Below are 12863 nucleotides of genomic sequence, written 5' to 3'. Positions count from 1 at the left end.
GACATCAGCCGTCCGGCTCGTCGGACTCGGCGAACTCGTAAGGCTCGTAGGGCTCGTCGAGTGAGGCGAGGACCTTGAGCGGTACCGGCACGGCGAGCGGACGGCGCTCGGCGGACGGCGGTACGGTCCCGTCGCCGCCGCGCTCGGCGAGACAGGCCACGGCTGCGGTGCACATGCGGCCCTGGCACCAGCCCATGCCCGCTCGGGTGAGGAGCTTCGCCGTACGGGCGTCGCGGGCACCGAGGCTGGTGATCGCCTCGCGGATGCGGCCGGCCGTCACCTCCTCGCAGCGGCACACCTCCGTGTCGTCCGTCAGCCACTCGGTCCAGCCGGGGCCGGGGGTGTGCGCGAGCGCCATGGCGTCGGCGAAGGCACGCATCCGGTCCCGGCGGCGGCGCAGTTCGCGCACCCGCCAGCTCCCGGCGGGAAACGGCTTGCCGTGCAGCCGGGCAGCTACCGCGAGAGCCGACAACTCACCTTCCACACGGGCGAGTTGTGCACCTCCGACGCCGCCGGTCTCCCCGGCCGCCCAGATGCCGGGGACCGAGGTCTCCTGCAGGTCGTCCAGGACGAGGGCCGAGGTCGCGTCGGGGGTGCGCCGGGTCGCGCAGCCGAGGCTCGTGGCCAGGTCGATCTGCGGGACCAGTCCGTGCCCCACGGCCAGCGCGTCGCACGCGATGCGCCGTCCCGTTCCCGGTACCGGCCGCCACCGCGCGTCGAGCCGGGAGACGGTCACGGCCTCCACCCGGTCGGTGCCGTGCACCGCGGTGACCGCGCTGTGGGTGCGCAGCCGGACGCGGTGGCGCAGCAGGGCCGATCCGTGGACCGCGGCCTCGGCGAGCTTGCCGGGGTTGGCGGCGAGGGCACCCGGGTGGCGGGCGTACCCGAGGTAGCCGGACGCCTCCACGACGGCGGGGACGCGCGCCCCGGCCGCGGTCAGCGAGGAGGCGACGGCGAGCAGCAGCGGTCCGCTGCCGGCGACGACAATGCGCCTGCCCGGCAGCGCGAGCCCGGACTTGAGCATCGCCTGGGCGCCTCCGGCACCCACGACCCCGGGCAGCGTCCAGCCGGGAAAGGGCAGTTGGCGCTCGTACGCGCCGGTCGCGAGCAGCAGCGCGCGGGCCCGCACCCGCACCGCGCGCTTCCCTTCGCCGTCGGCGCCGGTGACGGCGTGCACGGCCCACAGCTCCTCGCTCTCCCGCACCCCGCTCCACACGTGATGTCCGAGGAACTGTTCGGCGCCGGTCGCCGCCAGACGTGTGCGCAGGGCGTCGAAGGCGGCCCAGTCGTGGTGCAGGGCCTGTGGCCGTACGGCGCCGAGGGCCGGGGCGGGATGCCGGTAGAACTGGCCGCCGATCTGGGCTGCGGCGTCCAACAGGGCGACGGACAGGCCCAGTTCCGCTGCGGTGACGGCACCGGCGAGTCCGGCGCCGCCCGCACCGATCACCACGAGGTCGTACGGCTCAGACGGCGAACTCGGCATGGCCGTGTCCTTCCTGGGTGGTGATCGCGTCGCCGGGACGCGCGGGAAGCAGGCAGGCCCGCCGGTTGGGTTCGCCGTTGACGGTGGCCAGGCAGTCGTAGCACTGTCCGATGCCGCAGAAGGCGCCGCGCGGCCGGCCGGTGTTCCGCGTGGTGCGCCAGGCGAGGATGCCGGCCGCCCACAGGGCGGCGGCGATGGACTGGCCGGGCAGCGCGGTGACGGCGCGGCCGTCGACGGTGATCTCGAACGGCGGGCCGGGGCATGCCCCGACCAGTTCACCGGGGGTGCGGGCCACTGTGGCCTCCTTTCTACGAGCGGATGGTCAGGAGACGGACGTGAAGCGACCGGGGCCGAACGGGCCGGTGTCCACGGAAGGTTGCTCCCCGGCCAGGAACTGGGCGATGAGCAGGCCGGTGGCGGGTGCAAGGCCGATCCCCGCGCCTTCGTGGCCGCAGGCGTGCAGCAGTCCCGGCACGCGTGGATCGGGGCCGATCGCCGGCAGGTGGTCGGGAAGATAGGGGCGGAATCCCGCGTAGGTCCGCATGGCCCGTACTTTGGCCAGTACCGGGAACAGGGCGGTGGCCTGGGCGGCGAGGCGGCGCAGCACCTCGGCCGACAGCGTGCGGTCGAAGCCCACCCGCTCACGGCTGGCGCCGATCAGCACCGGACCCGCCGGGGTCCCCTCGACCACGGCCGAGGTCTGGAGCGCGGCCGAGCCGCTCGCCACGTCGGCGACGTAGTCCGCCGCGTACACCTTGTGCCGCACCACGCGCGGCAGCGGTTCGGTGACGAGGACGAAGCCGCGGCGCGGCAGGACGGGCAGGTCCACACCCGCGCGCCGGGCCAGTTCGCCGCCCCAGGCGCCGGCCGCGTTCACCACGTACGGGGCGCGGAGGGTGCCGGCCGGCGTCCGCACACCGGTCACCTCGCCGTCCGCGCCGGTGAGGAGACTCGTGACCTCCTCACCGAGACGGGTCCGCGCGTTCGAGGCACGCAGCAGGTGGGCCGCGGCGAGGGCGGGCTGGACCTGAGCGTCCTGGGGGTAGTGGAAGCCGCCCGCCAGTCCGGCGGCGAGGTGCGGCTCGAGGTCGGTGAGCCGGTCGGCGGGAATCTCCTCCGCCTGGACGCCGGCGCCCCGCTGACCGGCCGTGAACTTCCGCAAGGCGTCCGCCCCCGCCGGGTCGGAGGCGACGACCAGTCCGCCCTTGGCCTCGTACTCGATCTGCGGTGGGAGGGAATGCGCCAGCTCCCGCCACAACCGCGCGGACAGCAGCGCGAGTTCGAGTTCGGGGCCGGGTTCCTTGTCGGAGACCAGGAGGTTTCCCTCCCCTGCGCCGGTGGTCCCACCGGCGACGGCGCCGCGGTCCACCACGGTGACCGAGAGACCGGCGCGGGTGGCGTAGTAGGCGCAGGCCGCGCCGACCATTCCCGCTCCGACGACGATGACGTCTGACGAGTTGCTCGTGGGCACTTCAGTACCATTTCACATTGCACTGGCCTTGCCAAGACCCCGACCCCATAACACTCACGTCACGTGTGACATTTCATATGGGACTTGTGGCGCCCCGACTCTGCCGGAATGCCCCCGCCGCTCCATACCATCCGCGCCATGGATCTGGAGGTACGGCACTTGCGCGTGATCTGCGCGATCGCGGAGGCCGGAAGTCTGACCCGGGCCGCCGCGTCGTTGTGTATGACCCAACCGGGTCTCAGCGCCCAACTACGGCGCATCGAAGCCATGCTGGGCGGACCGATCTTCGACCGCGGGCAGACCGGCGCCGTGCCCACCGCCCTGGGCGAGCTGGTGCTGCCACGGGCGCGGGCGATCCTGCCGGGCATCGACGGCCTGCTCTCCGACACCGCCCGCGCCGCCCGCTGCGCAACCTCCCCCGGCCGCGTCCGTCTCGGCTCGGTGGGCGCGCCGCTGCTGGCCGATCTCATCGTGGCGACAAGGGAGTTGGTCCTCGGCTCCGAAGTGACGACCCGATGCCAGTACTCTCCGTCGCCGCTGCTGGACGACCTCGCGGCGGGCCGTCTGGAGGCGGCGGTGCTCGGCGACAACCCCGGCCACGAACTCCCGCCGCGCGAGGGAGTCGTCCTGCGTCCGGTCGTCACCGAGCCCGTCTTCGCCCTGCTTGCGTCCACCCATCCGCTGGCCGGCCGCGAGGAGGTGGGTCTGACGGAACTCATCGAGGACGAGTGGGCCATGCCCCATCCGGACAGTGACCGCACCAGGGAGTACTGGGCGTCCGTCTTCTCCCGGACGGGCCGTCAGCCGCACACCCCTTACGAGGCGGAGGGCCGGCAGCTGATCGACATCGTCCGGGCGGGCCTGGCCGTGAGCCTCTGCCAGGCGACCTTCCTCGAGGTGCCCGGCATCGTGGTGCGTCCTCTCGCCGGCGATCCGCTCTGGTACCGCCACGTCCTCGGCTGGCGCCGCGACGGACCTCTGGCGGCCTGCGGCGACCAGATCGTCCACCGGGTGGCCGAGGGCTACCTCGCCACCTGTGCCACCGCACCGGCTTACGCACGGTGGCGCAGGCGCCGTGCGAAGTCGCCGTGTCCGGCCGGGCGAGCCGGTGACGGCGATCCGCTCTCACCGCTTGCTGATCGAAATCTCGTCCTGGAGAGGGCTGCTGTTGCCGACATCGATCCGGACACCCGTGGCGGGATCGGTGAAGGTCTGGCCTGAGCGCAGTGCGGCCATGTCCAGGGCCCGGCAGCCCGGGGGCGGGGCGGCGCCGGGATTGCCGTTCACGATCTGGACCGGGCCGTAGCCGGTCTGGGTGGCGGTGTCCAGCTTGTAGACGAGCACGCCGGTGGAACAGGCGTGGCTGTCGGCGCCGACGGCCCTGCGGGACTCGGCGACGTAGGCCGTGGTCCCGCTCGTACGGATCACCGCGATCTTCGTTCCGCCGGGGCGCTCGACCGCCGTCAGGCGGACGGTGCGGCGTCCGGCCGAGGCGAGGCAGGCGACCTGGCGGTCGTCGATCCAGCCGAACTTCCACCGTTCCCATCCGAGGTGCTGCGGGGAGGCGCCGGCGATGTCGCCCATCAGGTCCCAGCCGCCGACGAAGCGGTGGTGGTCGGCGCCGGTGAACGCGTAGAGATCGGGCAGGCCGAAGGTGTGGCTGGTCTCGTGGTCGGCGACCTCGAAGCCCCAGTGCCACATGTCCTGCCCGAACGTCACCGCCCACTTGACGCGCCTGCCGTCGGCGGTGACGCCCGCGGTGGTGGGGTCGAAGAGGTACGTCGGCGAGAAGCTGATCGCGGAGGCGGACCTCGCCGGGACGACGTAGACCATGTCGTACCGGGAGAAGTCGGCGTACGGGTCGGCGGCTGCCACCGCCTGGCGGACGTACGCCTCGTGCTGCTCGAAGGTGATCCCGCGCTGGAAGCCGTAGCTGGTGGAATCCTGTGGCATGCGTACCCACCGGTCCAGCGGGGTGATGTCGAGCGTGGTCCGTCCGTAGGAGTCGCGGTTCATCCACTGGGCGGCCGGGGCGAGTTGCCGGTAGTAGCCGGCCGTGGCGCCCGATGCCTGGGCGTCGGGGAAGTCGACGAACAGCATGAGCACGTGTCTGGTGCCGAGCGGCCGCTGGAACTGGGTGTGGTCGGTGTCGTGGCCCTCGTCCGTCCAGCCGGTTCTGCCGGGAAGGGCGCAGTCGGTGGCCGCAGTGGTGGCGTGCGCCGGTTCGGGCGCCGCGTGCGCGGTCGGGGCGACGGCTCCGAGCGACAGGAACGCCGTCGCCAGGGCGCCCGCGGCAAGGGCCTTGAACCTGCGGGTGGATGCGGGCATGTCTCCTCGTCTCTCCTTCGGGTGGGTGCGGGTCGTCGGGTCCGGGTGGGTGCGGGTCGTCGGGTCCGGGTGGGTGCGGGACGGTCAGGCGCGTCCGGCGGCCATGTCCATCAGACGGGACAGCACGCCTTCGCCGGAGGCGCTCACCCCGTCGTGCTCCCACTCGTTGGTGACCCAGGCGCGCAGCGCGCCGACCGAGCGCGCGGTCGGCAGGGACAGTTCGGTGGGCACATACATGTCGTCGTGGTAGACAGCGGCGGCCACCGGCACCCGGTTCGCCGCCAGCCGCGACGGGGAGTACAGCTCGGGCCAGTCGGTCCGCTCGGCCAGCAGCCGGACGGTGTCGCGGAACGGCCGCAGCCCGGCGATCTCCTCGAACATCCAGGGATAGAACATCTCACCGGTGAACAACAGCGGGTCGGCGTCCTCCGCGAACTCCGGGCGCTCGGCGATCGCGCGGGCCGCGGCCCAGTCGGTGGGCTTGCCCCCCTGGGCGAAGCAGGCCTCCTGGAGCACGGCGAACAGCGGGTTGTCGACGAGCCCGGTCAGATGCATCACCTGGTGCAGGAAGGTCGCCGAGAGTTCGCCGTCGGCGCCGAGTGCTTCGTCCAGCAGCCAGTGCAGGCGCTCGGCTCCGTCCCCCATGCCCAGCATCAGGCCGAGCGTGCGCAGCCGCCGGACGGTGAGCCGGTCCCCGTCGGGCAGTCGCACCGTCCGCGGGTCCAGCAGACCGGCGATCCGCCGGACCAGGTCACGGTCACCGGGGTAACGGGCGTAGAAGGCGGTCACCTTCTCCTCGACCCGGGGATACGTGGCCGCGTAGACGTCGTCGGCGGTGGCCTCCAGGCCGGGCAGGCCCCCGGTGATGTAGCAGGCGCGGAGTCCTTCGGGGGCCCGGGAGAGGTAGGTGAGGGTGAGGAAGCCGCCGTAGCTCTGGCCGAGGGTCTCCCATGGCTCGTCGCCGCACAGCTGATGCCGTATCAGCTCCGCGTCGGCGACGATCGAGTCCGCGCGGAAGAGGGCGAGATGGCCGGCCAGCTCCCGGGCGTGGGAGAACCGCCCGGCCGACCGGGCCGTGACCGGGGTGCTGCGGCCGGTGCCGCGTTGGTCCAGCAGCAGCACCCGGTGGGTCCTGAGGGCGCGGGCGAGCCACCCGGTGGCGGCGTTCAGCGGGCGGGGCGACTTGCCTCCGGGCCCGCCCTGCAGATACAGCAGCCAGGGCAGTCGCTCGCCGGTGCGGCCCGGGTCGCGCAGTTCCCGGGCGAACACCCTGATCGAGGGGCCCGCCGGGGTGGCGTGGTCGAGCGGCACGGTGAAGGTGTGGTCGGTCACGGCGAGGCCGGGCAGGCGGTAGCTGCGGCTCATGAGGTCCTCTTCTCGGTGAACGAGGCGGACTGCGGCTGCGGCTGCGGCAGAGGCTCGGGGTAGTGGCAGGCGGCCTCGTGCCCCGGAGCGAGCGCGCGCAGCACGGGCCGCTCGGCGGCGCAGCGGTCGGCCGCTCTCGGGCAACGGGTGCGGAACGGACAACCACTCGGCGGATCGAGCGGGCTGGGCGGATCGCCGCTCAGGACGATCCGCTCGCGGGCCCGTTCGGCGTCCGGGTCCGGCAGCGGTACGGCGGAGAGCAGGGCGTGGGTGTAGGGGTGCGCGGCGCTGCCGTAGAGGGTGTCCCGGTCGGCCGTCTCCACGACCGTGCCCAGGTACATCACGGCGACGCGCGTGCTGATCTGGCGGACCGCGCCGAGGTCGTGCGCGATGAACACGTAGCCGAGCCCGTACTCCCGCTGAAGGTCCTTGAGCAGGTTGAGGATCTGCGCCTGCACCGATACGTCGAGCGCCGAGACGGGCTCGTCGCACACCACCAGTTTCGGCCGCAGCGCCAGTGCCCGGGCGATCCCGATGCGCTGCGCCTGGCCGCCGGAGAACTCGTGGGGGTAGCGGGTGGCGTGCTCCGGCCGCAGGCCCACCCGCTCCAGCAGTCGTTCCACCGGTTCGCCGGGGGTCAGCTGTTGGTAGCGGTACGGGGCCGTGAGGATCTGCCGGACGGTCTGCCGGGGGTTGAGCGAGGAGAACGGATCCTGGAAGATCATCTGCAGGTCCCGGCGCACCCGCCGCATCGACTGCTCGTCCAGCGTGGCCAGTTCACTACCGGCCACGCGGACCGTGCCCGAGGTGGGCTCGATGAGCCGGGTCAGCATCCGGGCGACCGTGGACTTGCCACAGCCGGACTCGCCGACCAGGCCCAGCGTCTCCCCCGCGTCCACCCGCAGGGACACTCCGTCGACCGCTGTGACGTGTCCGGCGAGCCGCCGGGTCAGGCCGTGTCGCACGGGGAACCGCTTGACCAGGTCGCGTGCTTCCAGCAGGGGTGCGTTCGGGCCGTTCACGCGGTCACCTCCGGTGCCGGCAAGGTGGGCAGCCGGTCGGGCAACGGCCCGTCGACGCGGGGTACGCAGGCCAGCAGGCCCTTGGTGTAGGCCTCGCGCGGCCGGTAGAACACCTCGCGGACCGTGCCCCGTTCGACCGCGCGGCCGCCGTACATCACGACCACCTCGTCGGCCAGCCCGGCGACCACACCCATGTCGTGGGTGATGAGCATGATGGCGGTACCGGAGCGCTCCCTCAGCTCGCGCAGCAGATCCAGGATCTGGGCCTGCACGGTCACGTCGAGCGCGGTGGTCGGTTCGTCGGCGATCAGCAGGTCGGGCTCCAGGCACAGGGCCATCGCGATCATCACGCGCTGGCGCATGCCGCCGGAGAACTCGTGCGGATACGCGCGGGCGCGCCGCTCGGGCTCGGGGATGCCGACCCGGTCCAGCATGCGCACCGCGACCCGGTGCGCCGCACGGCGCCCGGCCCGGCGGTGTGCACGATAGGCCTCGGCGATCTGGAAGCCCACGGGGTAGTAGGGGTTCAGACAGGACAGCGGATCCTGGAAGATCATCGCGATGCGGTCGCCGCGCAGCCGGCGCAGTGACCGCCGGCCCAGGCCGGTCAACTCCCGTCCCTCGAAGCGGACTTCACCGGTGGTCCGGGCATCGGGCAGCAGGCCCATGACGGCCAGGCTGGTGACGGACTTGCCGCTGCCCGACTCGCCGACCACGCCGAGCACCGCCCCGGCGGCCAGGTCCAGATCGAGGCCGTCGACGGCGCGTACGCCGCCCGCGAAGTCCACGGTCAGGTCGCGCACGGTCAGCAGGGTCATCCCACGGCCCTCACTCTCGGGTCCAGGAGCGCGTAGACCAGGTCCACGGCGACGTTGGCGAGCACGACGAATCCCGCGGCGAACAGCGTCACGCCGAGGATCACCGGCTGGTCGGCGCTGTTGATCGCGTCGGCCGCGAGCTTTCCCACCCCGGGCAGGCCGAAGACCGACTCGGTGATGAGGGCGCCGCCGAGCAGCGCGCCGAGGTCCATGCCGAAGATCGTCACGATGGGCATCAGCGCCGGCCGCAGTGCGTGCCGGCGCAGCACGGTCGGCTCGGGCAGGCCCTTGGCGCGGGCGGTACGGACGTAGTTCTGGCCGAGGCTGTCGAGCATCTCGCCGCGGGTGATCCGTGCGTAGATCCCGGCGTAGAGCATCGCCAGGGTGATCCACGGCATGACCATGGACTGCGCCCAGCCGGCCGGATCCGCGGTGAGCGCGATCGCCTGCGGATAGGGCAGCAGACCGAGCTTGACGACGAGGAGGTACTGCAGCACCAGAGCGGTGAAGTAGACCGGCAGCGAGACCCCGCCCAGTGCGGCCGTCATCGCCGCCCGGTCCCACAGGCTGCCCCGGCGCAGCGCGGAGATCACCCCGGCGCCGACGCCGACGATCAGCCACAGCACCGCGGCGCCCACGGCGATGGAGACGCTCACCGGCAGCCGGTCCGTGAGCATCCGCCACACCGGCTGATCGGTCTGGAAGCTGAATCCGAGGCACGGAGCGGGGCAGTGCACGGCCTGTGCGCCCGTGCCGTACGTGCGGCCCGACACGATGCCGACGAGATAGTCACGGAACTGCACGAACACCGAGTGGTTCAGGCCGAGCGTGGTGCGGATCTCGGCGATCCGCTGCGGGCTGCACGCCTTGCCACAGGCGCCCTGGGCCGGGTCGGCGGGCATCAGGTAGAAGATCGCGAAGGTGGCCGCGCAGACCACCAGCAGGATCGCCGCCGTCGCGGCCAGCCTGCGCAGGACATAGAGGATCATCGTCGGCGGCTCCGGGGGTCGAGCGCGTCCCGTACCGCGTCGCCCAGCACGTTGAAGGCGAGCACGGTGACGAACAGGAAGGCGCCCGGGACGAGGAAGTAGACGGGGTCGGCGGCGTACCAGGGCACCGCGGAGGCGATCATCTGGCCCCACGAGGGGGTCGGCGGGCGTACCCCGATGCCGAGGAAGGACAGGCCCGCCTCGGTGGCGACGTAGCCGGGGATCGACATGGTCGCCACCACCAGGATCGGCCCGCTCAGATTGGGCAGGACCTCCCGCACCAGCAGGGCCCGCCGGGAGGCGCCCAGCACCCAGGCCGCCGCCACGAACTCCCCGCGGGCGAGCACCATCGCCTGCCCGCGCACGATCCGTCCGACGTACGGCCAGCCGAAGAGGCCGAGCACGACGACCAGCAGGAGCTGCCGGTTCACGCCCGGGGCCGCGGAGATCAGCGCGATCATGAAGATCAGGGCGGGGAAGGACATCAGCAGGTCCATCAGCCTGCCGACGACGGTGTCGGTCCAGCCGCCGAAGAACCCGGCGGTCAGCCCGAGCGCCGTGCCGAGCGACACCGACAGGACGGTGGCGAGCAGGGCGATCAGCAGCGAGACCCGGGCGCCGTAGACGACACGGGCGAGGATGTCCCGGCCGCTGCCGGGCTCGACGCCCAGCCAGTGCTCGGCGCTGATCCCGCCTCCGCTACCGCGCGGCAGTCCGCCGAGCGCCGGATCGACCGCGCCCGAGTGGAACTCGGTCGGTGACGTGCCGGCGGCCCAGGTGATCAGCGGGGCCGCGAGGGCGATCAGCACCAGGAGGACGACCACCGTCAGCGCGATGGTGGCGGAGCGCTGTGCGAGCAGCCGGTGCAGCAGGGACGGCTCGTGCGGACCGACGCGGGGCGGCGCATCCGACGGCACCGGGGCGGGCAGCGTGGCGGTCACTTGCGCAGCCCCAGGGAGACCAGATCCAGTCGTCCGACGTAGGCGATGTGCCCGTAGGCGCCGGTGACATGAGGGCCGGTCAGGACGGCCGCCTTGTCCCACAGGAACGGTACGACCGGAGCGTCCGCCATGATCTGCTGGGACAGTCGGCCGTACGCGGTCGCGGCGGCAGCCGGGTCCTTCATCCCGGCGATCGCGTCGAGGCGGGCGTCGACCTTGGCCGAGTCGTACTGGGCGTGGTCGTTGTTGCCCTCGGGGGTGATCAGACGGCCGTCGAACACGAGCGGCAGGTAGGTGGAGGCGCCGGGCCAGTCGGGTGTCCAGCCGTCGATCACCAGGTCGTGTTCCTGGGCGGTGTTGCCCACCGTGCTGTAGAACGCCGACGAGCTGATCGCGTTGATCTTCACCTTGATCCCGGCCTTGGCCAGGGACGCCTGCACCGCCTCGCCCTGCGCCTGGCCGCCGGCGGTGGCCGGGGTGTCGAGCGTGAGGGTCAGGCCCGAGGGATGGCCCGCCTGCGCCAGCAGCGCCTTGGCCCTGGCCGGATCACCCTTGCCACCCGGGCTCGGGAAGGGGTCGTCGGGCACGGCGCCCGGCAGCGACGGCGGCAGCAGGGTGGTGGCCAGCCGGCCGGCGATCGGGCCGCCCCGGGCCGTGCGCAGGGCGTCCTTGTCCAGCGCGTAGGCGATCGCCTGCCGCACCCGGACGTCGTCGAGGGGCTTGTGCCGGGTGTTGATGCTCAGGTACCGCGTGTTGATGGACTCGCTGACGACCAGCCTCTTGTGCACGGCGGGGTTGGCCATCACCGGCCCGACCGATGCCGGGCCGAGCGGCTCGAAGGCGACCGCGTCCATGTCCTGTCCCTGAGCGGCGATCAGCCGCTGGTCGACCACGGCCGGGTCGAGGTCGAGATCGACCACGATCTTGTCCGGCAGGCCCTTGCGCACCGTGTCGGTGGCCGGACTCCAGTAGGTGTTGCGGACCAGCGTGAGCCTCTTCTTGGGCTCGAACGCCCCGATCTTGTACGGGCCCGAGGAGAAGGGTCTGCTGTCGTACCGGACGCCGGTGTCCTTGTCCTGCGGAACCGGTGCGAAGACCGGCAGCGACACGGCGGAACCGAAGTCGGCCACCGGGCGGTTGAGCTTGAAGACGATCGTCCGGTCGTCGGGGGTCCCGATCGAGGCGAGCCCGCCCTTGCCCGTGCCCTTGTCCTTGCCCTTGTCTTTGTAGGGGCCCTGGTAACTCCGGCCTCCCGCAAGCCACATGCGCGCGTACGGCGGACCTTCGGGGAGTTCCGCGGCGAAGGACCGCTCGACCCCGTACTTGATGTCCCGGCTGGTGATCGGACGCCCGTCCTCGAACTTCACCCCGGCCTTGAGCGTGAAGGTCCAGGTGCGGGCCCCGTCGCTCGGGCGGCCGGTGTCCGTCGCCAGATCCGGCACGATCCTGCCTCCGGCCGGCCCGGGTGCCGCCGCGTACGTCGTCAGCGTCCGGTAGACGAGGCGGCCCAAGTCCTCGGACGAGGTGACGTAGTTGCGGGCCGGGTCGAGGTGCTCCAGGTCGAGGCTGGAGAGCACGTGCAGCGTGCCCCCCTTGCTCGCGGATCCGCCCTGCCCGTCGCCGTCGCCGGCTCCCCCGCAGCCGGCGACGGCGACGAGTCCCAGGGCAGCGGCCATGACCATCCCCGAACGTCGTGCTCTCACGATGACTCCCCTGCGATCTTCCGTGACGCCCTATGCGATGTGACATTTCACAGCGGCTTGCGCCAAGGGTGGAGCCGGTCGCCCCTCACGGCCAGCTCCCGGATCCCCACAACATCGCGTTATGGGGAGCCGTTCAGCGGCGTCGGGGCACGGAAGAAGTGGTCATCGCCGTCGCCGTGAACGCCCGAGGTCGTCACACGCACCGCCCGCTGCACCGGCCTGGCGACGCTACGGATCCGGCACGCGACGTCAGCCGAGGAAGCTCAGCCGGACCTTGCGCTCGGGATTGTCGCGGTTGGTGTCCACCAGGCACACCGACTGCCAGGTACCCAGCTCCAGGCGGCCGCCGATGACCGGGAGGGTCGCGTGCGGCGGGACGAGGGCCGGCAGGACGTGGTCACGGCCGTGACCGGGGCTGCCATGACGGTGCTGCCAGCGGTCGTCGGCGGGGAGGAGGGTGTGCAGGGTGGCGAGGAGGTCGTCGTCGCTGCCGGAGCCCGTCTCGATGACGGCGATCCCCGCGGTGGCGTGCGGGACGAAGAGGCTGAGCAGACCGTCACGCCCGGCCGCCGCCTCGCGCAGGAAGTCGTCGCAGTCGGAGGTGAGGTCGACGACCCGCTCCCGGGAGCCGGTGGCGACGTGCAGAACTCGGGTGGTGAAGGCATCTGGCATGCCCCCATCCTGACCCATACGCCGGATTCCCCCTCTGTGGCGCGACCGCTTTCTGGTACGCGAGGTCCACA

General features: G+C 72.4%; 12 protein-coding genes. 1 reads left to right on the top strand and 11 read right to left on the bottom strand.

The window, feature by feature from the left end; translation table 11 throughout:
• Positions 1 to 4: 4 nt before the first annotated feature.
• From A6P39_RS35580 to A6P39_RS35570, 3 genes are read right to left on the bottom strand one after another with little or no spacing between them, the layout of a single operon-like run.
• Positions 5 to 1483 (bottom strand): FAD/NAD(P)-dependent oxidoreductase, encoded by a 1479-nt coding sequence (locus A6P39_RS35580; protein ID WP_067052521.1) that lies wholly within the window; start codon positions 1481 to 1483, stop codon positions 5 to 7.
• Positions 1464 to 1778, bottom strand: a complete 315-nt coding sequence (locus A6P39_RS35575) for a (2Fe-2S)-binding protein (protein WP_067052519.1) — start codon at positions 1776 to 1778, stop codon at positions 1464 to 1466. Before A6P39_RS35575 ends, A6P39_RS35580 begins: the two co-directional genes overlap by 20 nt.
• 27 nt (positions 1779 to 1805) lie before the next feature.
• A complete protein-coding gene (locus A6P39_RS35570) occupies positions 1806 to 2954 on the bottom strand; it encodes an NAD(P)/FAD-dependent oxidoreductase (protein WP_067052513.1) in 1149 nt (382 codons plus the stop codon).
• 138 nt (positions 2955 to 3092) lie between these two features.
• On the opposite strand from A6P39_RS35570, the gene A6P39_RS35565 reads away from it, so the two are divergent.
• A complete protein-coding gene (locus A6P39_RS35565) occupies positions 3093 to 4175 on the top strand; it encodes a LysR family transcriptional regulator (RefSeq protein WP_079133666.1) in 1083 nt (360 codons plus the stop codon).
• Here A6P39_RS35565 and A6P39_RS35560 read toward each other — a convergent pair.
• The 8 genes from A6P39_RS35560 to A6P39_RS35525 form a co-directional block, all read right to left on the bottom strand.
• Positions 4080 to 5282 carry a M6 family metalloprotease domain-containing protein gene (locus A6P39_RS35560; RefSeq protein ID WP_067052511.1) on the bottom strand — a complete coding sequence of 401 codons (1203 nt, stop codon included), beginning with the start codon at positions 5280 to 5282 and terminating at the stop codon, positions 4080 to 4082. The two genes, A6P39_RS35565 and A6P39_RS35560, sit on opposite strands and share 96 nt — an antisense overlap.
• A gap of 84 nt (positions 5283 to 5366) precedes the next feature.
• Positions 5367 to 6647: an alpha/beta fold hydrolase gene (locus tag A6P39_RS35555; protein ID WP_067052509.1), complete on the bottom strand. Its 1281-nt coding sequence runs from the start codon at positions 6645 to 6647 to the stop codon at positions 5367 to 5369.
• Positions 6644 to 7669 (bottom strand): ABC transporter ATP-binding protein, encoded by a 1026-nt coding sequence (locus A6P39_RS35550; RefSeq protein WP_067052507.1) that lies wholly within the window; start codon positions 7667 to 7669, stop codon positions 6644 to 6646. The genes A6P39_RS35555 and A6P39_RS35550 overlap by 4 nt, the downstream gene beginning before the upstream one ends.
• Positions 7666 to 8487 carry an ABC transporter ATP-binding protein gene (locus tag A6P39_RS35545; RefSeq protein ID WP_067052505.1) on the bottom strand — a complete coding sequence of 274 codons (822 nt, stop codon included), beginning with the start codon at positions 8485 to 8487 and terminating at the stop codon, positions 7666 to 7668. The genes A6P39_RS35550 and A6P39_RS35545 overlap by 4 nt, the downstream gene beginning before the upstream one ends.
• Positions 8484 to 9476 (bottom strand): ABC transporter permease, encoded by a 993-nt coding sequence (locus A6P39_RS35540; protein WP_067052503.1) that lies wholly within the window; start codon positions 9474 to 9476, stop codon positions 8484 to 8486. Before A6P39_RS35540 ends, A6P39_RS35545 begins: the two co-directional genes overlap by 4 nt.
• Positions 9473 to 10417 (bottom strand): ABC transporter permease, encoded by a 945-nt coding sequence (locus A6P39_RS35535; RefSeq protein ID WP_079133665.1) that lies wholly within the window; start codon positions 10415 to 10417, stop codon positions 9473 to 9475. Before A6P39_RS35535 ends, A6P39_RS35540 begins: the two co-directional genes overlap by 4 nt.
• A complete protein-coding gene (locus A6P39_RS35530) occupies positions 10414 to 12120 on the bottom strand; it encodes an ABC transporter substrate-binding protein (protein ID WP_159396156.1) in 1707 nt (568 codons plus the stop codon). The genes A6P39_RS35535 and A6P39_RS35530 overlap by 4 nt, the downstream gene beginning before the upstream one ends.
• Before the next feature lie 249 nt (positions 12121 to 12369).
• Positions 12370 to 12792, bottom strand: a complete 423-nt coding sequence (locus A6P39_RS35525) for a secondary thiamine-phosphate synthase enzyme YjbQ (RefSeq protein ID WP_067052499.1) — start codon at positions 12790 to 12792, stop codon at positions 12370 to 12372.
• Between the last annotated feature and the right edge of the window lie 71 nt (positions 12793 to 12863).

Origin of the sequence: Streptomyces sp. FXJ1.172, from assembly GCF_001636945.3 — a bacterium.
Classification (GTDB): domain Bacteria; phylum Actinomycetota; class Actinomycetes; order Streptomycetales; family Streptomycetaceae; genus Streptomyces.
The sequence above is the reverse complement of the archived record's forward strand: the minus strand, read 5'-3'. Positions and strand labels throughout refer to the sequence as shown.

Bases quoted from the DNA above. Each gene is read 5' to 3' on its own strand.
- A6P39_RS35560 (WP_067052511.1), bottom strand. From the start codon at position 5,282: ATGCCCGCATCCACCCGCAGGTTCAAGGCCCTTGCCGCGGGCGCCCTG.
- A6P39_RS35540 (WP_067052503.1), bottom strand. From the start codon at position 9,476: ATGATCCTCTATGTCCTGCGCAGGCTGGCCGCGACGGCGGCGATCCTG.
- A6P39_RS35565 (WP_079133666.1), top strand. From the start codon at position 3,093: ATGGATCTGGAGGTACGGCACTTGCGCGTGATCTGCGCGATCGCGGAG.
- A6P39_RS35555 (WP_067052509.1), bottom strand. From the start codon at position 6,647: ATGAGCCGCAGCTACCGCCTGCCCGGCCTCGCCGTGACCGACCACACC.
- A6P39_RS35545 (WP_067052505.1), bottom strand. From the start codon at position 8,487: ATGACCCTGCTGACCGTGCGCGACCTGACCGTGGACTTCGCGGGCGGC.
- A6P39_RS35525 (WP_067052499.1), bottom strand. From the start codon at position 12,792: ATGCCAGATGCCTTCACCACCCGAGTTCTGCACGTCGCCACCGGCTCC.
- A6P39_RS35580 (WP_067052521.1), bottom strand. From the start codon at position 1,483: ATGCCGAGTTCGCCGTCTGAGCCGTACGACCTCGTGGTGATCGGTGCG.